General features: G+C 69.2%; 20 protein-coding genes. 11 read left to right on the top strand and 9 right to left on the bottom strand.

Features of this window, described 5'->3' with window-relative positions:
• The first annotated feature begins 12 nt into the window (after positions 1-12).
• Complete coding sequence (locus tag VGR06_RS40865) at positions 13-903, top strand: hypothetical protein (RefSeq protein WP_327564621.1); 891 nt, start codon at positions 13-15, stop codon at positions 901-903.
• Between the two features lie 7 nt (positions 904-910).
• Here the strand turns inward: VGR06_RS40865 and VGR06_RS40860 are convergent, their stop codons facing one another.
• The 3 genes from VGR06_RS40860 to VGR06_RS40850 form a co-directional block, all read right to left on the bottom strand.
• Positions 911-2,128, bottom strand: a complete 1,218-nt coding sequence (locus VGR06_RS40860) for a S1 family peptidase (RefSeq protein WP_327564620.1) — start codon at positions 2,126-2,128, stop codon at positions 911-913.
• 95 nt (positions 2,129-2,223) lie between these two features.
• A complete protein-coding gene (locus VGR06_RS40855; RefSeq protein ID WP_327564619.1) occupies positions 2,224-3,039 on the bottom strand; it encodes a leishmanolysin-related zinc metalloendopeptidase in 816 nt (271 codons plus the stop codon).
• 143 nt (positions 3,040-3,182) lie between these two features.
• A complete protein-coding gene (locus tag VGR06_RS40850) occupies positions 3,183-3,689 on the bottom strand; it encodes an NUDIX hydrolase (RefSeq protein WP_327564618.1) in 507 nt (168 codons plus the stop codon).
• A gap of 182 nt (positions 3,690-3,871) precedes the next feature.
• Here VGR06_RS40850 and VGR06_RS40845 point away from each other — a divergent pair, with 182 nt between their 5' ends.
• Positions 3,872-4,696 carry an HAD family hydrolase gene (locus VGR06_RS40845; RefSeq protein WP_327564617.1) on the top strand — a complete coding sequence of 275 codons (825 nt, stop codon included), beginning with the start codon at positions 3,872-3,874 and terminating at the stop codon, positions 4,694-4,696.
• A gap of 2 nt (positions 4,697-4,698) precedes the next feature.
• Here the strand turns inward: VGR06_RS40845 and VGR06_RS40840 are convergent, their stop codons facing one another.
• Positions 4,699-5,064 (bottom strand): RNA-binding S4 domain-containing protein, encoded by a 366-nt coding sequence (locus VGR06_RS40840; protein ID WP_327564616.1) that lies wholly within the window; start codon positions 5,062-5,064, stop codon positions 4,699-4,701.
• A gap of 322 nt (positions 5,065-5,386) precedes the next feature.
• A complete protein-coding gene (locus VGR06_RS40835; protein ID WP_327564615.1) occupies positions 5,387-8,500 on the bottom strand; it encodes a glycoside hydrolase family 2 TIM barrel-domain containing protein in 3,114 nt (1,037 codons plus the stop codon).
• A 172-nt stretch (positions 8,501-8,672) separates the two neighbouring features.
• Between VGR06_RS40835 and VGR06_RS40830 the strand changes: the two genes are divergently transcribed.
• From VGR06_RS40830 to VGR06_RS40815, 4 genes are read left to right on the top strand one after another with little or no spacing between them, the layout of a single operon-like run.
• The gene (locus tag VGR06_RS40830) at positions 8,673-9,719 is read left to right on the top strand and encodes an aromatic ring-hydroxylating dioxygenase subunit alpha (RefSeq protein ID WP_327564633.1); all 1,047 of its coding nucleotides are present in this window, start codon (positions 8,673-8,675) and stop codon (positions 9,717-9,719) included.
• Complete coding sequence (locus VGR06_RS40825) at positions 9,716-9,856, top strand: hypothetical protein (protein WP_327564614.1); 141 nt, start codon at positions 9,716-9,718, stop codon at positions 9,854-9,856. The genes VGR06_RS40830 and VGR06_RS40825 overlap by 4 nt, the downstream gene beginning before the upstream one ends.
• Positions 9,849-10,766: a PDR/VanB family oxidoreductase gene (locus tag VGR06_RS40820; RefSeq protein WP_327564613.1), complete on the top strand. Its 918-nt coding sequence runs from the start codon at positions 9,849-9,851 to the stop codon at positions 10,764-10,766. Before VGR06_RS40825 ends, VGR06_RS40820 begins: the two co-directional genes overlap by 8 nt.
• 12 nt (positions 10,767-10,778) lie before the next feature.
• Positions 10,779-11,549: an IclR family transcriptional regulator gene (locus tag VGR06_RS40815; protein WP_327564612.1), complete on the top strand. Its 771-nt coding sequence runs from the start codon at positions 10,779-10,781 to the stop codon at positions 11,547-11,549.
• Between the two features lie 551 nt (positions 11,550-12,100).
• Here VGR06_RS40815 and VGR06_RS40810 read toward each other — a convergent pair.
• Both VGR06_RS40810 and VGR06_RS40805 read right to left on the bottom strand, forming a co-directional pair.
• Positions 12,101-13,603, bottom strand: coding sequence for a GMC family oxidoreductase (locus VGR06_RS40810; protein WP_327564611.1), 1,503 nt, complete (start codon positions 13,601-13,603; stop codon positions 12,101-12,103).
• A gap of 60 nt (positions 13,604-13,663) precedes the next feature.
• Positions 13,664-13,885 (bottom strand): hypothetical protein, encoded by a 222-nt coding sequence (locus tag VGR06_RS40805; protein ID WP_327564610.1) that lies wholly within the window; start codon positions 13,883-13,885, stop codon positions 13,664-13,666.
• Here VGR06_RS40805 and VGR06_RS40800 point away from each other — a divergent pair.
• The 4 genes from VGR06_RS40800 (at position 13,878) to VGR06_RS40785 (ending at position 17,307) form a co-directional block, all read left to right on the top strand.
• On the top strand, positions 13,878-14,447 hold the full coding sequence (locus tag VGR06_RS40800) for an ABC transporter permease (protein WP_327564609.1): 570 nt from the start codon (positions 13,878-13,880) through the stop codon (positions 14,445-14,447). The two genes, VGR06_RS40805 and VGR06_RS40800, sit on opposite strands and share 8 nt — an antisense overlap.
• 157 nt (positions 14,448-14,604) lie before the next feature.
• On the top strand, positions 14,605-15,423 hold the full coding sequence (locus VGR06_RS40795) for an ABC transporter permease (RefSeq protein WP_327564632.1): 819 nt from the start codon (positions 14,605-14,607) through the stop codon (positions 15,421-15,423).
• Positions 15,420-16,370 (top strand): ABC transporter ATP-binding protein, encoded by a 951-nt coding sequence (locus VGR06_RS40790; RefSeq protein ID WP_327564608.1) that lies wholly within the window; start codon positions 15,420-15,422, stop codon positions 16,368-16,370. Before VGR06_RS40795 ends, VGR06_RS40790 begins: the two co-directional genes overlap by 4 nt.
• A gap of 4 nt (positions 16,371-16,374) precedes the next feature.
• A complete protein-coding gene (locus VGR06_RS40785) occupies positions 16,375-17,307 on the top strand; it encodes an ABC transporter ATP-binding protein (RefSeq protein ID WP_327564607.1) in 933 nt (310 codons plus the stop codon).
• 6 nt (positions 17,308-17,313) lie between these two features.
• Here VGR06_RS40785 and VGR06_RS40780 read toward each other — a convergent pair whose 3' ends face one another.
• Both VGR06_RS40780 and VGR06_RS40775 read right to left on the bottom strand, forming a co-directional pair.
• Entirely contained in the window at positions 17,314-18,786 is a 1,473-nt protein-coding gene (locus VGR06_RS40780; RefSeq protein WP_327564606.1) for an acyl-CoA dehydrogenase family protein, read from the bottom strand.
• Between the two features lie 241 nt (positions 18,787-19,027).
• Entirely contained in the window at positions 19,028-19,444 is a 417-nt protein-coding gene (locus VGR06_RS40775) for an NUDIX hydrolase (protein ID WP_327564605.1), read from the bottom strand.
• Between the two features lie 187 nt (positions 19,445-19,631).
• Here VGR06_RS40775 and VGR06_RS40770 point away from each other — a divergent pair.
• A partial coding sequence (locus tag VGR06_RS40770; RefSeq protein WP_327564604.1) for a hypothetical protein occupies positions 19,632-19,972 on the top strand: 341 nt, incomplete at its 3' end.

The raw sequence follows: 19,972 nt of genomic DNA, 5'->3' as shown, positions 1-19,972 counted from the left end.
TACTTCGTCCCGATGAACCCGGGCGCCACCAGGAGCTACGGCAACCTGGGCACCTGCTGCGGCGGCACCGGCCTGGAGAGCCACGTCAAGTTCCAGGACTCGATCTACTTCCGATCCGCGGACGGTTCGACGCTGTACGTCAACCTGTACCTGGCGTCCACATTGGACTGGCCGGAGAAGGGCTTCACGATCGCGCAGGAGACGAGCTACCCGACCGATTCCGCCGGCACCACCGTGATCACCGTCGGCGGCAACGGCCGGCTGGACGTCAAGCTGCGGGTGCCGTACTGGGTCGAGAACGGATTCACGGTACGGCTCAACGGGATCGTGCAGAAGGTCGACGCCAGCACCGGCGACTACGTCACGCTCAGCCGGGACTGGCGCTCCGGCGACCGCATCGAGATCAGCATGCCGTTCACCCTCCGGGTCGAGCGGGCCCTCGACGATCCGGCCAAGCAGAGCATCGCCTACGGCCCCGTTCCGCTGGTCACCCGCAGCGCGGAGACGACGTACCGGGAGTTCTCGTTCTACCGCGATTTCTCGCTGCGCGGCGACCTTTCCCGGTCCATCACCCCCGGGTCCGAGCCGATGACCTTCACCACGCACGGCTATTCCGTCGTGCCGTTCCACATCGGGGACACGGCGGCCTATCACGGGTATTTCACCCGGCACGAACCACAGGTCGTGTTCGGGCAGGTCGACAGCGGCGTGCCGAACATCCCGCGGGCGGACGGGATGACGTTCCTCGACCTGGTGTGGGCGCACGCGCCGTTCCCCACCCGGGGCCAGTTCCTGCAGACCGTCCAGCGCACGGCCGCGACCTGGGTGGACAGCGGGCTGTTCACCCAGCAGCAACGTCAGGACGTCATCACCGCCGCGGCCCGGGCCGACCTGCGCCCCTGAACCGGCGTCATGCGGTGATGACGAAGGTGGGGATGCCGATCATCCAGTACCAGAGCATCGTGTCGACGATGTCGGCGTAGTAGACGGTCTTGCCGCATTTGGACGAGAGTTCGCAGGGCCCCACGCTGTCGGCGCCGGCCGAGATCGTGCCCTTGGCGGTGGCGGACTGGTGGCCGTCCTTGTCCCAGAAGTCGAAGACCGGGCCGCCGCTGTCGCCCTTGCCGGAGGCGACGCCGCCGAACAGGTGCTTGGCTTTCACCATCGGCTCGAAAATACCGCTCTCGGTCTTGGTAGATACCTTGGTGGCCAGGACCACGATCGGGCAATGCGTGCCGGTCGCCGCACCCGAGGTGCAGACGACGTTGCCCACGTAGTTTGCCGACACTCCGCGCACCGGAATCGAGTCGCCGGAGAAAACGCCGTTGACGTAGACCCGGGCGGCCGATGTGGCCCTGATGAACAGGGTGTCCCGAATCGGGTTCTTGAGCGTGATCTTGCCCATGGTCTGACCGTTGCCATCCGCGACGGTCTGACCCTCGTTGGCGCAGTGGCCGGCGCTGAGCATTCGGGACTCGCCCTGCTGCTGCACGGCGAAACCGGTGCTGCACCCCACCGAGTACCGCGCGCCGCCGTAGTAAGGCGGGGTGTCGGCCTGCCGGTTGAACTGCGGCTCGATCGTGGTGAACGGCTCGATGGTGACCGGCACCTTGGCGGCCCGGATCTCGGGGATCTGCCGGCCGTCACTCGCCGAGCCGGTGACCGACACCGTCAGGCCGGTACCGTCGACGACCGGGGACACGTCGCTGACGCCGCGTCCGGGGACGATCCGTGCCGCCTCGTCGAGCAGCTCGCGTTCGGAGTAGCGCGCCGGCGCGAGCGTGACTGGCACGTCGCGTCGGGCGTCGGTGATCGCCTGGGCGACCTTGGGCGGTACCGGGCCGTGCCAGAACACGTCGAGCCGGCGGTTCTGCGGGGCGGCGGTGATCCCGGCGTAGCCGTCGTCCGGGCCGGTGGCCCTGGCCGAGGTGATCAGGCCGGCCGCGGTGTTGAGCTTGTTCTGCAGCGTGAACAACTCGTCCCAAGAGCCGAAACCACCGGGTACCGGGTCGGTGATCGTGATGTGCCCCTCCGGGGCGGCCTTGTCGTCCGCGCCGCTCGCCGGGCTCGCAGCCAGGGTGACCGTCAGGGCGGCCGTGCCGCATACCGCGATCAGTTTGATGAGCATGGCAATCCTTTCTCGATGGCGATTGCCGGCTCACCCTCGATGGGTCGTGTTGTGGCGGCGTTGTCGTCGGCACAACCCCTGGTCCGCGACTCGCCTCAGGCGACGGGTTCGGCCGGGGCGACGGGCTGGACCTCGGGGCGGAGGAAGCGGGCGCCGGGTTGCCGGACCACGGACTCCAGCGCGGCGCCGCGGACGGCGACGGGCAGGGCGTAGGGCTCGGCGGCGTCGAGGTCGACCTGGTAGCCGAGGTCGATGAGGCTCGCGACGGTGAGCCGGCTGATCGGGTTGTCGACCCCGCCGATGGCGCTGGACATCAACTCGTTGCCGAACACCGACTCGCGCCAGTGGCTGCCGCGGGAGCCTTCGCCGCCGCGGTTCTCCACCGGCACGGTCTCCGGGTCGCCGCCGCGGAGGTGGCCGTACTCGACCATGGCGACCCGCCCGGTGTAGCGCGGATCGTCGGTGTCGAGGTCCTGCACCAGGCCTTCCCAGAGGGTGCCGTAGCCGAGGACGTGCCCCATCTCGTGGGTGATCACGTCGACGAGGATGCCCTCCTGCTCCATCTGCTCGAGGTCGGCGGTGTCGAACTGCATGATTCCCTTGCACGGCGCCCCGCCGATCCGGACGTGGGTCGGCCCGGCCTGGCCGAGCACGTTGCCCACGCCGTCGATGGGCGCGCCTTCGGCGAGGATCAGCACGTCGTCGATGACCTCGCCGTCAACCTCCACGTCGGGCAGGTCGCCGACGATGACCCGGGCCCACCGGTCGGCCGCGCGGGCGAACGCGTCCTGCTGGGTCTGGGTGAGCCCGCCGACGAACCGCACCGTGATGACGAACGGCGACGTGGTCGCCGCGATCGCCAGCGCCCGTGCCGCATCGGCGCGCGCATGGTAAACCTCGTACTCAGCCATGATCATTCCTTAACGCTCGGTAATCCGGTACGTCGTCCACACCGGACAGACGTGTCGTTCGGAGGTCCGATTCGCCTTGTTGATACCGGCCGAGCTAGGACTGTGCCCTGACGGGCGATCCGCGTTGCCCTCCCGGGCAGGTCTCAGCCCAGGCCCGCCTCGGCCAGTGCGCGGTAGGTGATCCGGGTCGCGGTCTCGTCCAGCTCGCTGATGTGCTGCTTCGCCTCGGCTGCCGGGACGATGCGCCGGTGCCGGATCTCGAACCTCGGCTCCCAGTCCCGCACCTCGACCTCGGCGCGCCAGAACGACCGCACGAGAACGACGCCGCGCTGCCGCCCGGCAACGCACTCGCCGCGGGCGAACCCGAGCAGCCGGGCGCTGATCACGGTGGCACAGGCCTCCTCCCGGACCTCCCGGCGCAGGGTGTCCTCGGCGGACTCACCGCTTTCCGGGCGCCCACCGGGAAATCCCCAGTGCCGGCCATCCTCGCTGATCAGCACGAGCTGCCCGGCCCCGGAGACGCACACACCGGCCGCCCCGTGTGGGGTGCCGGCGGGCTCGTCGGCTCCGGGATGCCAGGAAACCAGCCAGTCCTGCCCGTTCGAGTGCGACCGCATCTGTTCCCGGTCCACGGCGGCGGAGTGCGACACGGGAACATTCTCGCAACGGCGCGGTGACGCGCGCGACGGCACGCTGGCCGGGTTGGCCGATCACGAAGGGGTCGCGGGTGAACTGTGCCGGCATGTGTGGAGGTGCCCGGCGGGCACCCGCGCCGCTACCCTGGCGATGATCACGGCTATGAGTTCGTCCGTACGAACCGTGGGGTGCTGGGGTGACTTTCGGATACGCGGCTTTCGACCTGGACGGCACTCTGCTCGGCGAGGACGGCACCGTTGACCCGGTGACCTTGGACGGCCTGCGCCGGCTGCGTGAGCACGGGCTGTCGCTGCTCGTCGCCACGGGGCGGTCTCCGTACCGCCTGCAGCAGTTGGGACTCCGCACCGAGGTGCTCGACCTGTTCGAGCCGCTCATGCTGCTCCGCGACGGCGACATCCAGTGGAACTGGCGGACCGACGCGATCGAGTCGATGCGCACCGTCCCGGACACCGTGGTGCCGGCGCTGCTCGCGTGGGGCTTCCCGGACATCGTCGTCGACACCGGACGCGGCATCGTCGCGACCTCGGAGTCGGCGGCCGCCCGGTATGCGCGCCTGTACCGGTGCCCCCGGTCGTCGATCGCCGTTTCCGGGCGGCTGCCGCACTCGCCGGCACTGAAGGTCACGGTCTTCGGCGACCGCCGCGACGTGGTGGACGCGCTCACCGGGATCGACGGGTGTTCCATCGGCCCCCGCAAGGCCGGGCGCTGCAACGTGGTTCCGCACGGCTCGTGCAAGACGGCGGGCCTGGCCCGGCTGATGGCGGAGCGCTACGCCGAGCCGACGCTCGGCCGGGTCGTCGCGTTCGGCGACGGCGACAACGACGTGTGCCTCCTCGGATCGGTGGGCGCCGGTGTCGCGATGGCGGACTCGCATCCCGGTGCCGCGCGTGCCGCGAGCCTGCGCCTCAGAGGCACGCTCGCCGGCTACCTGAACGCCGGGTTCCCGCGTGGGCTGGAGAAGATCCGGCGCGCCGGGCGGCGCTGCCGCCACGCCACCTGACGTCAGAAACGGCCACCTCGGAAACGGTCGAGGATGCGGCGGTCCCGCTTGGTCGGGCGGCCGGTGCCCCGGTCGCGGCGGGCGACGGGCAGCCCGGCCTCCGGCGGCGGCGCCGGGGTCCGGTCGATGAAGCAGGTGGCGGCGTCGGTCGCGCCGACCCGTTTCTGGATCACCCGGACCACCTCGACGACGCGGACCTGGTCGCCCACCCGGGCGCGCACCTCGTCTCCGGGCGCGACGGCGGTCGCGGGCTTGGCCGGCCGGTCGTTGACCCGAACGTGCCCGGCCCGGCACGCCGCCGCGGCATCCGGCCGGGTCTTGGTCAACCGGACCGCCCACAGCCAGCGGTCGACTCGGGTGGACTCCACCGTTTCATGATGGCCCATGCCGCCGGCGCACGAGGACCGGCGCCGGGCTGGGCTTCAACCCGGTGCCCACCACCCGGCGAACGTCGGCGCCCGGGGCGGGGTGCAGCCGCCAGGACTGGAGCAGCACGGCGATGAAGGGGGCCTTCCTCGCGCTGGGCGTGAGAAAGGCCCCCTTCATCGCACATGCGGACGACCTCACCGTAGCTCCGCAGCGACAGGAAGAACTCCAGCGGCGACCGCAGCATCCGCACTGTGTGGCCGAGCAGCGGCAGCCCGCCCGGCACGCGGCTCGGGGAGGGCATATGCCGGATTCCACGGCTGGTTATCCGGTTTGCAGTTCGGTGATCTGGAGGAAGCCATTTCGGGTGTTCGGGGCGCGGCTGGTGAGGTCGAACCGCAGGCGGGTGGTGCTGACCGGGTCGAAGGTGATCGTGGTGGGTTGGTTCGACGCGGTGGCCCAACTGATGTTCGGGTTGGTGACCGGGACGAAGGCCTGGCCGTTCCAGTACTTGACGTCGATGGCCGCGGGCAGCGCGCGGGCCGTGTCGATGGTGAAGAGGAGTGCTGCCGTGCCGAGGGATTGGGCGGTGGGCCAGGAGACCGAGACCCATTCCCGTTCGTGGGCGGCGCTGACCGCGGGGAGCAGTGCGGTGGCCGACTTGTTGTAGAAGTTCGACCAGCCGCCACTCTGGCTGTTGCCGTCGAGCATGGCCGCGGGCAGGGTGGTCGGTGCGCCGGAGAAGCTGGCGTCGGCGCTGGGCACCTGCAGAGCGGCCACGTCCGCGGTCACGGTGTCCACTGTGGCCGGTTCATCGGCGTTGGCGTGCCGGCCGTTTCCGGCGAACACGGTGGCGCGGGCCGGGCGGAGGCCCGGGGCGGTCGCGGTGATCGTGATCGGGCCGGGCCGGTCGCCGGACTGCACGATGGCCAGGGCCTTGCCGTTGAACGCGGATCTGGTGCTGGACTTGTAGTTCTCCGCGCTCTCCTGCCGGCCGTTGTCCAGGCCGACCAGTCGTCCATTATGGACACTGAAGGTGATCTGGTTGTCCGCGCTGGGAACCAGGGTGCCCGCCGCGTCCACCACGTCGACGGTGACAAACGACAGCGACGTGCCGTCCGCGGCGATCGTCCGCTTGTCCGGGGTGAGCCGCAGGGTGCGCGGCACGCCGGCGGTGCGTACCTCGTCGCGCGCCACCTCCGCACCACCGCGCCGGGCGACCGCGACCAGGGCGCCGGGCTCGTACGGCACGTCCCAGGTCAGGTGCAGCTTGCCGGCGCTGCCGTTCGGGCTGGTGTAGCTGCCCGGGAACGGGCCGGAGGTGACGGTCTTGTCGTCGAAGGTGGCCTCGGTGGTCTCCAGGTACGGCCGGCCGTAGCTGGTCGTCTTGTGGTCGAATGTGCGCACGCCGAGCGAGCGGCCGTTCAGGAACAGCTCGACGGTGTCCACAGTGGAGTAGGCCCAGACCGAGACCGGTTCGCCCGGCTGATGGTCGGTCCAGTTCATCGGCACCAGGTGCACCATCGGCTCGGTCGTCCACTGGCTCTGGAACGCGAAATAGGCGTCCTTGGCGAAACCGGCGGTGTCCACCGCGCCGAAGAACGACGCCTTCACCGGGAACACGTTGTACGGCGTGGGTTCGCCGATGTAGTCGATGCCGGACCAGAGGAACTGCCCGGCGAAGTACCCGCGGTCCCGGTCCTTCTTCAGGCCGTACTCGGCGCTCATCGTCCAGGACGCCAGGTTGTTGTCGTAGGACGAGGTGCCGCGCTTGCCGGGGGTGTAGTTCTCCCCGGTGTTGAGCAGGTGCGGATCCTGGTACACGCCGCGGGTCGAGGTCTCCGACGAGGACTCCGACTCGAAGAAGAACTTGGTGGGGTAGCGGGCATGCAGCCCGTCCACCGAGCCGGCGGTGTTGTAGTTCAGGCCCATGCCGTCCAGCAGCTGCAGGATCTGGTCCTGCGCCGAACCGGGCGCCGGCACCGACCGGTACTTGTCCGAGCCCATGACGATCGGCCGGGTGGTGTCGATCGCCTTCACGTCGGCGATCAGCCGCCGCGCGATCGGCACGCCGACCGTGGCGTTGGTGGAGTCCGGGATCTCGTTGCCGATGGACCAGAGCACGACCGCGGGGGAGTTCTTCGCCGCGTGCACCATCTCGGCCACGTCGGCGTCGCTGTTGGCGTCGAAGAACCGGCCGTAGTCGAACGGGACCTTCGGGGTGCGCCAGGTGTCGAACGCCTCCACCATCATCACGATGCCGAGCTCCTCGCAGACCTCGATCATCTCCGGCGACGGCGGGTTGTGCGAGGTGCGGAACGAGTTCACGCCCATGCTCTTCATGATCTGCATCTGCCGGACGATCGCGTCCTTGTTGACCGCCGCGCCGAGCGCGCCGAGATCGTGGTGCAGGTCGACGCCGTACAGCTTGGTCGGCACGCCGTTGAGGGCGAAGCCGCCGTTCGGGTCGAACACCGCCCAGCGGATGCCGAACCGGGTGGTGGTCGTGTCGACCGTGCGGCCGGCCACGATCACCTGGGTGCGCAGCGTGTACAGGTACGGGTTGGTGATCGACCACAGCGTCGGGTGGTCCACCCGGAGGTCGACCGTGGCGGTGCCGGGATCCGCGCCCAGGCTGAGTTCCGTGCGCCCCGATGCCATCCGTTTGCCGCGTGCATCCTCCACAGTGGACACGACGGTGGCCTGCGCGGTGCTGCCGCCGCCGTCGTTGCGCGCGGTGGTCTGGGCGCGCACGGTCGCGAAGCCGGACCCGATCGTGCTCGCGACGTCCGGCGTGGTCACGAACACGCCGTGCCGCGCCACGTGCACCGGCTCGGTCACGACCAGGTGGACGTTGCGGTAGATGCCGCTGCCCGAGTACCACCGGCTGCTCGGCAACTGGTTCTGCACCTTGACCGCGACCACGTTCGGCGTCCGCCCGTCGGTGTGCGCCAGCGCCGTCAGGTCGGCCGCGAACCCCGTGTAGCCGTAGGCGTGGCTCGCCACCTGCTGGCCGTTGAGGTAGACGGTGGAGTCCATGTAGATCCCGTCGAACTCGAGCGAGATCCGCTTGCCGGCAAGGCTCCGCGGCAGGGTGAACGTCTTGCGGTACCAGCCGAGGCCGCCCTGCAGGAACCCGGTGCCGCTGTTGGTGCCGCCGGTCTCCGTGGGGTCGAGCTCGATGCTCCAGTCGTGCGGCAGGTCGAGCGTCCGCCACGCCGAGTCGTCGAAGCCGGGCTCCTGGGCGCGCGCGTACGCCCCGGTCGGGTCGGTGATCCCGGCCGCGTTGACCAGCGCGAACTTCCACGCCCGGTCGAAGCCGGCGCTCCGCTCGGCGCCCCGTGCGCCCCGGTCGTCCGGCGCCGCCACGCTCACCCCCGCACCCATCGCCGCCATCAGAACCGCCGCCAACAGCACACCAGCCGGTCTCCGAGCCATGGCGCTCTCCCCAACATCGAACGCAACAGAGCAACAATGATCGTTGCCGCGCTGGATCGAACAGTCAACCACCGAGTGCCATTTCGACAGCCGTTCGATGCTCAAGGATCTTTTCACCAGGTGAAAACCGGTCTTGGCGCGGACACCGGGGCCGCCGATCGTCGACGGCATGATGACGACGTTCGTGCGGGACCAGTGGTACGTCGCCGCGTACGGGTACGAGGTCGGGCGGGAACTGCTCGCGCGGACGGTCCTCGGCGAGCCGCTGGTTCTCTACCGCACCGAGGCCGGCGAGGCGGTCGCGCTGGCCGACCGGTGCGTGCACCGCCGGTTCCCGCTCTCCGAGAGCCGGCTGGACGGCGACACGATCGTCTGCGGCTACCACGGTTTCACCTACGATCCCGGCGGAACCTGCGTGTCCGTCCCCGGGCAGACCCGGATTCCGCGCACCGCAAGGGTTGCGTCCTACCCGGTGGTGGAGCGGGACTCCTTCGTCTGGATCTGGATCGGCGAGCCCGACCGGGCCGACGAGTCGCTGCTGCCGCGGGCGCCATGGCTGGCCGATCCGCGCTACACCACGGTGTCCGGGATGGAGCCGCTCGCCGCGCGCTACGCGCTGCTGGTCGACAACCTGATGGACCTCTCGCACGAGACCTACCTGCACGGCGGCTCCATCGGCACGCCCGAGGTGGCCAGCACCCCGATCATCACCGAGGTGGACGAGGACAACGGGATCGTCCACGTCAGCCGGCGGATGGCCGACGCCGCGTGCCCGCCGTTCTACGCCACCTCCACCGGCATCGACGGCCGGATCACCCGCTGGCAGGACATCGAGTACCACCCGCCCTGCCTGTACCTGCTGCACAGCCGGATCTCCCCGGCCGGCCGGCTGCCCAAGGAGGACGGTACCGACCCGGACGGCTTCCACGTCGAGGTGGTCTACGCCATCACCCCGGAGACCGAGCACAGCACTCACGATTTCTGGGCCGTGGCAAGGGATTTCGCCCTCGACGACGCGGAGGTCTCGGACTTCGTCCGGGACAGCAACCGCGCCGTGGTCCTGCAGGACGTCGACGCGCTGAACATCCTGGAGCGGGTGATCGCCGCCGAGCCCGACTGCTACCAGGAGCTGTCGATCAACATCGACACCGGCGGGCTGGCCGCGCGCCGGATGCTCAGCCAGCTGATGGCCGGCAAGCCGGTGCTGGCGCAGCCATGAGGAGCGTCTACCGCATTCGCTGGAAGCCGGGCACGGACGTGCTCGTCGGGGAGTGCCACTGCGGGGCGGTGCGCGAGTCGGAGGACCCGGTGAGACTGTGGGCCTGGCTGCTCGGGCATCCCGAAGGCCATGGCTGACGAGCTCGAGGTTCTGGTGGCGCGCAAGGAGGTCCGCGCCGCCGGGGTGGCCGGGCTGACGCTGCGCCACCCTCGCGGCGCGGACCTGCCGGCGTGGGAGCCGGGGGCGCACGTGGATCTGGTGCTGCGCGACGATCTGGTGCGGCAGTACTCGCTGTGCGGCGACCCTGCTGACCGCTCGGTCTATGAGTTGGCCGTGCTGCTCGAGCCGAACGGCCGCGGCGGCTCCCGGCACGTGCACGACCGGTTGCGCGCCGGCGACCGGGTATGGATCCGTGGGCCACGCAACAACTTCCGTCTGGTAGCCGCCAGCCGGTACCTGTTCATCGCCGGCGGCATCGGCATCACGCCGATTCTGCCGATGCTCGCCGCGGCCGGTTCGGACTGGCGGCTGGTGTACGGCGGTCGCACACGGGCCTCGATGGCGTTCGTGCAAACGCTGCGGCGCAGCAGTCGGGTCAGCATCCTGCCGCAGGACGAGACCGGGCTGCTGCCGCTGGACACCCTGCTGGCCCGGCTGGAGCCGGGGACCGCGGTCTACTGCTGCGGACCGGAGCCGCTGCTGGCCGCCGTCGAACGGTGCTGCCCGCCGGAGATCCTGCACGTGGAGCGGTTCACCAGCCTCCCCGACGCCGGGCAGCGCACCGCGTTCACCGTCGAGCTGGCCCGCTCCGGCCAGACTTTCGTTGTGCCCCAAGACAAGTCGATCCTCGAGGTGCTCGAGGAGGCCGGCGCCGCCCCGCTGTCCTCCTGCCGGGAGGGCACCTGCGGCACCTGTGAGACGGGGGTGCTGGCCGGGACGCCCGACCATCGCGACTCGCTGCTCACCCCGGCCGAGCGGGACACTGGGGACGCCATGATGATCTGCGTGTCCCGGGCGGTGGGGGAGCGCCTGGTCCTGGACCTGTGAGGAGGCGCGGCGATGGGCGGCCACTCGGTGACCAGCAAGGTGCTCGCGCTGCTCGACGCGTTCACGCCGGAGGCCCCCGAGCTGACCCTCAGCGAGCTGGCCCGGCGTGCCGCGGTGTCGCTGCCGACCGCGCACCGGCGGGCACGTGAGCTGGTCGACTGGGGCGCGCTGGAACGCGGCACGGACGGCAGGTTCCACATCGGACTCCGGCTGTGGGAGGTCGCCTCCCTCGCCCCGCGCGGCCTCGGTCTGCGCGAGGCCGCGATGCCGTTCCTCGAGGACCTCTACGAGGTGAGCCACGAGAACGTCCAGCTCGCCGTCCGCGAAGGTGTCGAGGTGGTGTTCGTGGAGCGGATCGCCGGCCGGAGCGCGGTGCCCGTGCTGACCCGGGTCGGCGGCCGGTTCGCACTGCACGCCACCGGCGTCGGCCTGGTCCTGCTCGCCCACGCGCCGGTGGCCATCCAGGACGAGCTGCTCGCCGCCCCACTGCCCGGTTTCAGCCCCAAAACCATCACCGATCCCGTGCGGCTGCGCGAAGTTCTCGCCTGCGTCCGCCGCAACGGTTACGCCGTCAGCGACGGCCAGGTCACCACCGACGCCCTGTCCGTGGCTGCCCCCATCCTCGACGCCACCGGCGCCGTCACCGCCGCGGTCTCCCTCGTCGTCCGCGCCGACAACGCCCAACCCACCGCCCTCGCCCCGTTGGTGATGGCCGCCGCCCGCGGCATCACCCGGCAGTGCCGCCTCTCCGGCCCCACCCGCCGCCTGCCCGCAATGCCCTGAAGGCCGCCTTCAGGGCATTCAACGTCAATGGCAGGAACTTGAGAGCCACTGGGCGCTGGCCTGATCACGTCCGCACGGCACCGGGTCCTGGCGGGCTGGTGTTGCCGGCCGTGCACCGGCGTGGCGCTGCTGGGGGGAGTTACCGGTCGTTGGCCGGCCGGCGACGGCTCGACACCACTACGATGTGACTGGTGGTGCTGTTGTGACGAGAGATTCTCCAGTGGTAGAGCCTGGTGTCGTGAAGGGACCCTTCCTGTCATGGAACGTCCCGAAGGCGTCCTTCATGACACCGACCGATACCCCACCGGCCCCACCAACCCCGACCACCCGATCAAAACCCACAACCCCCTCCGAAAGAGCCCCCACCCAACAGCGACCATGGCCTGATCCCGTCCAACTCGGCACCAGCCCGGCACCGCGCCGACCGCACGACCGGTCGGACGATCAGCACAGATCACCGACACACAAACAGCCGACCAGCGCACCAAGACCCACGCCCACATCAAGCCTCAAGTCCCAGGCACTGACACTCAACGCCCCGAAGGCGGCCTTCAGGGCATGTCGCCCAGCAGGTTCTCGGCGGTGCGGTGGGCCAGCGCCATGCAGGTGAACATCGGGTTGCCGCCGGAGGCGGTCGGGAAGGCGCTGGTGTCGCCGATCCAGACGCCCGGGGCGTCGTGCAGCTCGCCGCGCGGGGTGGCGACCGAGGTGGCCGGGTCGGTGCCCATGCGGGCCGTGCCCATCTGGTGGGCGGAGCCGGCGGGCAGGCCACCCAGGCCGAACGGCAGCACACGCAGCCGGTCGGTCCAGCGCTCGATGTCCTGGCCGCGCTCCCACGGCTCGATTCCCATGATGGAGTAGTGGATCCGCTCCGCCCCGGCGGCCTCGTGCAGCCGGATGAGGCTCGCCAGGCCGTCCCGGAAGTGGCGCTTGTCCAGCTCGTCGGACAGGGGGTAGTAGTGCAGCGGCTCACCGGCCGGATCCAGGGCCACCGAGCCGCTGCCCCGGTCGCGGATGATGAACAGCCACAACGCCATCCGCGACATCCGGCTGACCAGCTCCTTGTGCGCCTGGCCGGAGTTCCAGCCGAGTTGCAGCGCCCAGGTGCCGGGGTAGAAGTGCGAGTTCTCGATGATCCAGCCGTTGCCGTCCCGCTCGCGGAACTCGTCGACGATCGCCGCCTGTGGCGGGCCCCACCAGCCGCGGAGCTCCTCGGCGTACTCGCCGAAGACCATCGTGGCCGGGTGCAGGTGCAGGTTCCGCCCGACCGCCGGGCCGCCGAGACCACTGCGCAGCAGCAGCGCGGGCGTCTCGAGCGCGCCGCCGGCCACGACGATGTCCTTGGCGTTGACGGTGATCTGCCCGAACGGCCCGGACGCGTGCACGGTGCCACCCCGGCCGGACGACCGTTCGATCCGGTCGGCGTGCGTGCGGACCAGGATCTTCGCGCCGGCCGCGGAGGCGTCGGCGAGGTAGGTCTTGAGCGTGCCCTGCTTCGCGCCGGTCAGGTCGCCGAAGTGCGCGTAGCCGGCGAGCGCTGGGTTGTGGCGGGCGGGGTCGCTGTTGCGCACGGCCGGGCGCCAGGACCAGCCGAGCTTGTCCGCGCCCTCGACGAGGCGCTGGTGCGGGCCGTTGCGGTCGGAGCAGTCGCCGTTCGCGCCGACCCGAGCCGAGACCGCCGCGAGGTGCCGGTCGAACTCGGTGGTGGCGAGGTCGGTGAGGCCGTGCTCGGCCCACTCCGCGCGCACGTTCGCCGACGGCGCCACCCAGTTCTGCCAGTTGATCGTGGTGCCGCCGCCGAGCGTGGCGCCCGCGTACAGGATCACGTTCCCGTCCGCGGTGGGCCCGGGTCCGCCCCGGTAGTAGAGGTTCTCGCGCGCCCAGTACTCCTCCTGACGGAAGTGCCGCTCGGTGTGCGCGCCGCCGGCTTCCAGCACCACGACGGCGCGGCCGGCCGCGGCCAGCACGCCGGCGATGGTCCCGCCGCCCGCGCCGGAGCCGATCACCAGCACGTCGCAGTTGATCACTTCGCCGTCCCGCGGCGGGTACGGCACGATGATCTCCTCGGCGTCCGGGCGCGGGAACGCCTGCTGGCCGGGGTAGCCGATGCCGGCTCAGAACGGGTTCCGCCCGTCCGCGCCGACCCGGCCGTAGACCTGCATCTTGGCGTTGTCCATCAGGACGCCGAGGTTGACCCGGGCCGCTGTGTCCACTTCGGACAGTGCGCGGAGCCGCTCCTCGCGGGCCTGCTGGGAACCGTCGAAGCCGGCCTCGGCCAGCGCGTCGAGGACCTGGTACAGCCCGCCGGACACCTCCGGCGGCAGGCCCGTGCTCACCGCGACGCCCTACATGTGGCTGGCCATCCTGCTGGCGTGGAGCCTGGGCATCGTCGCCGGCATCTTCCCGGTGGCCGGCGGGTACAGCTTCCTGCTCGCCCCGTCGCTGTCCTGGGAGTTCATCGGAAGCGTTGTCGCGCACTGGTTCCTGCCGTTCGCGTCGCTGTTCCTGGTGGCGTTCGGCGGCTGGGCGATCGGGATGCGGAACCTGATCATCTACGAGCTGGAGGCGGACTACTCGAACTACCTGCTGGCGCTGGGCGCGCCCAGCCGGCTGGTGCGCGGGTACGCGTTCCGCAACGCCATGCTGCCGCAGATCACCGGGCTCGCGTTGCAACTCGGGGTGATCGTCGGCGGCGCCGTGGTCACCGAGATCGTCTTCTCCTACCCGGGCCTGGGCTACCTGATCCTCAAGGCGATCGAGAGCGGCGACTTCTTCCTGCTGCAGGGCACCTTCCTGTTCATCGTGATCGGGGTGCTGATCGCCAACTTCATCGTCGACATCGTCTACATCCTGGTCGATCCGCGAACCAGGACCGGGCTTTCGGGAGAGATGGCGTGAGCGAGCCAACGCCATCGGAACGGCCCTACCCGAGCGGGCCGGCGGTGCCTGACTGGCGCTACGCCATCGAGCCGGAAACAAACACTGCGAGCAGCGCAGGAGGGAAGACACCGCGTCAAGGCCCGCTCACGCGAGCGGAGCGAGCGAATTGAACACAGTGCTGCGCAACAAGAAACTGGTCGGCGGGCTGGTCGTCGTGGTGGTATTCCTGGTCGCCGGCCTGGTCGGTCCGTGGTTCACCGGGCCGGATCCGCTGGCCTACGTCGGCCCGCCGGCGCAGGCACCGTCCGGTGCGTATCCCTTCGGTACCACGACGTTCGGCCAGGACGTGTTCGGGCAGTTCGTGCACGGCCTGCGCGCCACGTTCTTCGTCGGGTTCTTCGCCGGCCTGCTCGCCGCGGTGATCGGGATGCTGGTCGGGTTCATCTCCGGCTACCGCGGCGGGATCGTCGACGAGATCCTCAACATGATCACCAATATCGTGCTGGTGCTGCCGGTGCTGGCCGTGCTGCTGATCATCGCGGCGTACCTGGAGGTGCGGAACATCCAGATCCAGGCGCTGATCATCGGGCTGTTCTCCTGGCCGTGGGTGGCCCGGGCGGTCCGCGCGCAGACGATGACGTTGCGCTCGCGGGACTTCGTCGATCTGGCACGGCTGTCCGGCGCCCCGGTGCGGCGGATCGTGTTCCGGGAGATCGCCCCGAACATGGCCTCCTACCTGTTCATGGTGTTCATCCTGCTGTTCGGCGGCGCGGTGCTGTTCGCGGCCACCCTGGACTTCATCGGGCTCGGGCCGACCGACGGGATCTCCCTGGGCCTCATGCTGAACAACGCGGTCCGGTGGAGCGCGCTGAACCTCGGCATGTGGTGGTGGTTCGTGCCGCCCGGGCTCGGCATCACCGCCATCGTCGGCGCGCTGTACATCATGAACGTCGGCCTGGACGAGGTGTTCAACCCCAAGCTGAGGGAGACATGAGCCTCACGGTCACCGGCCTCAAGGTCTACTACCGAACCCTGCGCGGCGACGTGAAGGCGCTCGACGACGTCACGTTCTCCTTGGCGGACGGGGAGATCATGGGCCTGGCCGGCGAGTCCGGGTGTGGCAAGACCACACTGGGCAAGAGCCTGATCCGGCTGGACGGCCGGATGCGCCACGCCGGCGGCTCGGTCGAGCTCAACGGGGTTGAACTGCCGATCGGGGAAGACGCGCGGATGACCGAGTTCCGGTACGGCGACGTGTCGCTGATCCCGCAGTACGGGATGAGCGCGCTGAACCCGACCCGCAAGATCGGCCGGATGATCCGGGAGCTGCTGGAGTCACGGGGAATTCGGTACGCCACGATCCGGCCGGAGCTGGAGCACCGGCTCGCCCTCGTCGGCCTGGACGATGGCGTGCTCGACCGGTATCCGATGGAGCTCTCCGGCGGCATGAAGCAGCGCGCGGTCATGGTGATCTCCACGCTGCTGAACCCGTCGCTGCTGATCGCCGACGAGATCACCTCGGCGCTGGACGTGTCGACTCAGCGCGCGGTCGCCGAGGCGCTGGTCGGCTTCCGGGACCACGGCTTCGTCGACAGCATGATCGTCATCACCCACGACGTGTCGCTGGTGTACCAGATCGCCGACACGATCATGGTGATGTACGCCGGAAAGCTGGCCGAGAAGGCGCCGGCCGAGGTGCTGGTCAGCTCGCCCCGGCACCCCTACACCCAGCAGCTGATCTCCGCCCTGCCCGAGGTCGGCGTGCGGTACCAGGGAAAGCGGCTCAGCGGGATCCCCGGCAGCCCGCCGACGCTGCTCGACCCGCCGGCCGGCTGCCGGTTCCGGGACCGCTGCCCGCTGGCGTTCGACCGCTGCGTCGAGGAACCCCCGTTCGTCGAGACCGAAGCCGGCCACTTCGTCGCCTGCTGGAAGGTGGGTTGAGGCGATGCTGCGTCTCGACGGCGTCTCCAAGACCTACCGGGCCGGCGCGTTCGGCGGCCGGCACCTGACCGCCGTGCGCGACGTCAGCATCGAGCTGCGGCCCGGCGAGATGGTCTCGCTGATCGGCGAAAGCGGCAGCGGCAAGACCACCATCGGCCGCATGGTCCTGCGGCTCACCTCCGTCAGCGGGGGAGCGATCACCTTCGACGGCGACGACATCTCGACTCTGGAAGGCCGTCGCCTCAAGGAATACCGCCGTTGCGTGCAGGGCGTCTTCCAGGACCCGTTCAGCTCCTACAACCCGGTGTTCAAGGCCGACCGCGTCTTCAGCATGCTCCGCACCAACTTCTTCCCCGGCGTCCCCGACGCCGAGTGGCGTCACCGCGTCGAGGACGCCCTGATATCGGTCCGCCTCCACCCCGACGCCGTCCTGAACCGCTACCCCCACCAACTCAGCGGTGGCCAACTCCAGCGCCTGCTGATCGCCCGCGCCCTGCTCCTCGACATCAAGGTCCTGGTCGCCGACGAGATCATCAGCATGCTCGACGCCTCGACCCGGATCGACGTCCTCAACCTCCTCGGCGACCTCAAGGACCGCGGCCTCGCCATCCTCTTCATCACCCACGACCTCGCCCTGGGCAACTACATCAGCGACCAGACGGTGATCCTCCGCCGCGGCCAGATCGTGGAGTCCGGCGTGACCGAGCGGGTCTTCACCAACCCGCTCCACCCGTACACCCGCCAGCTGCTGACGTCCGTCCCCCAGCTCCACAGGAATTGGTCCGACATCGACACCGCGCTCGCCGTGGCCCCCGGTCGCTGCGCCTACCACACCCAGGGGGGACCCACCGACGGCCGCCAGTTGGCCGAAGCGGAACCCGACCATCTCGTCGCCTGCCTCGCCACCGGCGGAAACACCTCCTGCCCGGACGGCTGACCGAGGTTACGCGGCGAGCCGGTTCGGCACAACCTCGTCGTCGTCGAGCACCCCGGTGGCGAGCAGCGCGAACTCCCGGGCAATGCCGTCGATGTCGCATTTCAGGAACTCGATCGCCTCCCGCGCCCGGTCGACGGCGTCCCCACCAACCTGCTGCGCCCACCGCGTCAACTGCGTGATCGCGAACGCATAGGCGATGGCGCGCCCGCCGAGGACCAGATGCTCCTGCTTCAACTCCTGGTCAAGGAACCGCATGTCCAGGCCGTGCTTCACGATGCCCGGGCCGGTGTAGGGGCACCTGGCTGCGAGGAACCCGCTCAGCGACCTGGCGCCGCGGCGCTTCAGGCAGAACTGCGTCAGCTGCTGGCTGAGCAGATCGTTGGTGCCGTCGAAAATGGTGAACACCCGCGTATCCAGAAACGCCTTCCCCGCGATGTTCGTCGGCGAGTCGACGCGATAGCCTTCACCGCCCACCAACTGCTGGTAGTGATACGCCGAGCTCACCATCCGCTCCGTGGCCACCGTCTTCAGCGCCTGCGCGACGGGAAACACGTCGGTCATGTCGACCTTCACGTTCAACGCGGTCATCACGTAGTCGTTGAGCGCCTCACAGATCGTGGCCGATGTCTCAATGGCCTTCAACCGGTACCGGGCAAACCCGATGTCCGACAGCATCTCCGACCCGATCACCCGGTTGTCGGCATACGCCTGCGCCTCCCGGCTGATCCGCCTCAGGAACCCGCTCGCTATCGTTGCCATCATCGAGCGCGGAGGCATCAACATGTCCACCATCGCGCTCAGATTCCGGTCCTCCGCATCGATCCGCCGATGCCTCGGCACAAACGCGTCGATCTCGTTGAGCCCGTAGTCCAGCAGCTTCATCCCCAGCGGCTCATACCGTTGGACCGTCCGAAACCCCTCACTCCGCTTGACAATGAAGTACCCATACCGCCGCTGCCCACCCGCGTCACTTTTCGCACTCAACAACCACCAGTGCGCCGTCGAGCTGAACCCCTGCCAGTGCTTCCGCCCCCGAATCCGATACCCCCCGTCAACCTCCTCAAACGTCGTCCCCATGTTCGCCATCGCCGACCCACACCCCGGCTCCGTCGACGCGAACCCACAGATCATCGGATCCCGCCCCGCGAACAGCGGCAACATCTCCCGCCTGGTTTCCTCACTCGCCCGCAACGCGATAGGACGCAACGCCACCGCGGTGATAATCTTCGTATACATCCCCAACGGCAGGTTCCACTCCGCCAACGCCTCCACCACCCGGCACATCTCCAGATGGCTGTCCCGCCCCCCATACTCCCGCGGCAACGCCGGCAACAACACCCCGGCCCTGACCAGCAACGCCCAGTCATCCGCCCGCAAGTTCTCCTGCGGATACCCCTTACAGTCAAAGTGCGACCGCGCGAGCTCCCCAATGTTACCGATAAACTCATCAGTAGAGAGCGACAGAAGTTCGCTGGACATGACAGTTCGCCTTTCGCAGACGCACCGGGCTCTACCAAGTTCTTAGCGCCACCCTATTGCGCGCCCGTAAACTACTGACTGGTTGTCACTGGAGCCCCAGCCAATCCCTACTCCAGCCCGCACGACCTCGACGGTCCCAGGAACCACACGTCGCAGAGGTCCATGATCTGTCGCGGTGATGGTCCCTGTCCACGCGCCAGCCAAGGCGGGCGCGTTCGTACGCTGACCCATTCTTTTCATCTCAGCGGACGAGCTCGGCGTCAAGGTAGTCCTGTACGACGGGGTAGAAGCCATAAGGCACGTACTCGGCGAGTTGGTCGCCCGTCGCCCAGGTGAAGTCCGCGAGCTCGTCGTTGTCGACCACTTTGGCTTCACCTTCGATCACGTTGCAGGCGACATAGATCATCACGCGGCCGGTCGCCGGGTGTAGGCGTTCGCCGAGGAGGTTGGTGTCGGCCACGGTCAGGCCGGTTTCCTCGTAGGTCTCACGGACGGCTGCCGTGCCGGCTAACTCGCCTTCTTCCATCTCGCCGGCGGGGAATTGCCAGGATAGGCTGCCCTCTTTCACGCGCCGCCGAACGAGAAGGACCCGCCCGTCCTTGACGATGACAGCGGCCGCGATGGGCGGTCTCGGGCTGTCGGACGTCGGTTGGGCCACTTGGTACCTCCATGGCTGCCAAGGGGGCGTGGAAGATGGATCGGCTGCGATCCAGAATTGGTTATGTTGTCGCGACTTGTGCCTGGTAAACGGGCCTGTGGGGGTCATGCGGGCCCTTGCAAACCCCTCTCAGCGAGTAAGACATCTCCTGAAACTGGCCGAAACGTGGCCGGACAGTGTGCCGGGCGTGGCACTGCCAGCGCCAACGGGTTGCAAAACCGCTCGTCAGCTCCGGCCGGCTGAGATCGACAGGCTGGTCGAGGCGTACAACGCGGGTGCAACGACGCACGAGCTAGGTGCTCGGTTTGGCGTGTGGCGGGGCACGATTGGCCGGCACCTCAAGGCTCGCGGCATCGACACTAGGGCGCCAAACCTCCGACATGACGATCTCCAGGAAGCGGCCGACCTGTACCGAATTGGGTGGACGCTGGACAAGCTCGCCAAGCGCTACGGTATCGGCTACAACACGATGCGTGTTCGTCTGGTCGCGGCTGGTGTGTCTATGCGGCCGAGGGGACGACGGGCGGC

The sequence above is a fragment of the Actinophytocola sp. genome (genome assembly GCF_036002505.1).
GTDB lineage: Bacteria > Actinomycetota > Actinomycetes > Mycobacteriales > Pseudonocardiaceae > DASYTH01.
This window is presented reverse-complemented; position numbering and strand designations above follow the sequence as displayed.

What these genes read in the sequence shown, in the direction of transcription:
- VGR06_RS40860 (WP_327564620.1), bottom strand. Translation starts at nt 2,128, where the DNA reads ATGCTCATCAAACTGATCGCGGTATGCGGCACGGCCGCCCTGACGGTC.
- VGR06_RS40820 (WP_327564613.1), top strand. Translation starts at nt 9,849, where the DNA reads ATGGCTGACGAGCTCGAGGTTCTGGTGGCGCGCAAGGAGGTCCGCGCC.
- VGR06_RS40835 (WP_327564615.1), bottom strand. Translation starts at nt 8,500, where the DNA reads ATGGCTCGGAGACCGGCTGGTGTGCTGTTGGCGGCGGTTCTGATGGCG.
- VGR06_RS40780 (WP_327564606.1), bottom strand. Translation starts at nt 18,786, where the DNA reads ATGTCCAGCGAACTTCTGTCGCTCTCTACTGATGAGTTTATCGGTAAC.
- VGR06_RS40855 (WP_327564619.1), bottom strand. Translation starts at nt 3,039, where the DNA reads ATGGCTGAGTACGAGGTTTACCATGCGCGCGCCGATGCGGCACGGGCG.
- VGR06_RS40825 (WP_327564614.1), top strand. Translation starts at nt 9,716, where the DNA reads ATGAGGAGCGTCTACCGCATTCGCTGGAAGCCGGGCACGGACGTGCTC.
- VGR06_RS40785 (WP_327564607.1), top strand. Translation starts at nt 16,375, where the DNA reads ATGCTGCGTCTCGACGGCGTCTCCAAGACCTACCGGGCCGGCGCGTTC.
- VGR06_RS40790 (WP_327564608.1), top strand. Translation starts at nt 15,420, where the DNA reads ATGAGCCTCACGGTCACCGGCCTCAAGGTCTACTACCGAACCCTGCGC.
- VGR06_RS40865 (WP_327564621.1), top strand. Translation starts at nt 13, where the DNA reads ATGAACCCGGGCGCCACCAGGAGCTACGGCAACCTGGGCACCTGCTGC.
- VGR06_RS40830 (WP_327564633.1), top strand. Translation starts at nt 8,673, where the DNA reads ATGACGACGTTCGTGCGGGACCAGTGGTACGTCGCCGCGTACGGGTAC.
- VGR06_RS40815 (WP_327564612.1), top strand. Translation starts at nt 10,779, where the DNA reads ATGGGCGGCCACTCGGTGACCAGCAAGGTGCTCGCGCTGCTCGACGCG.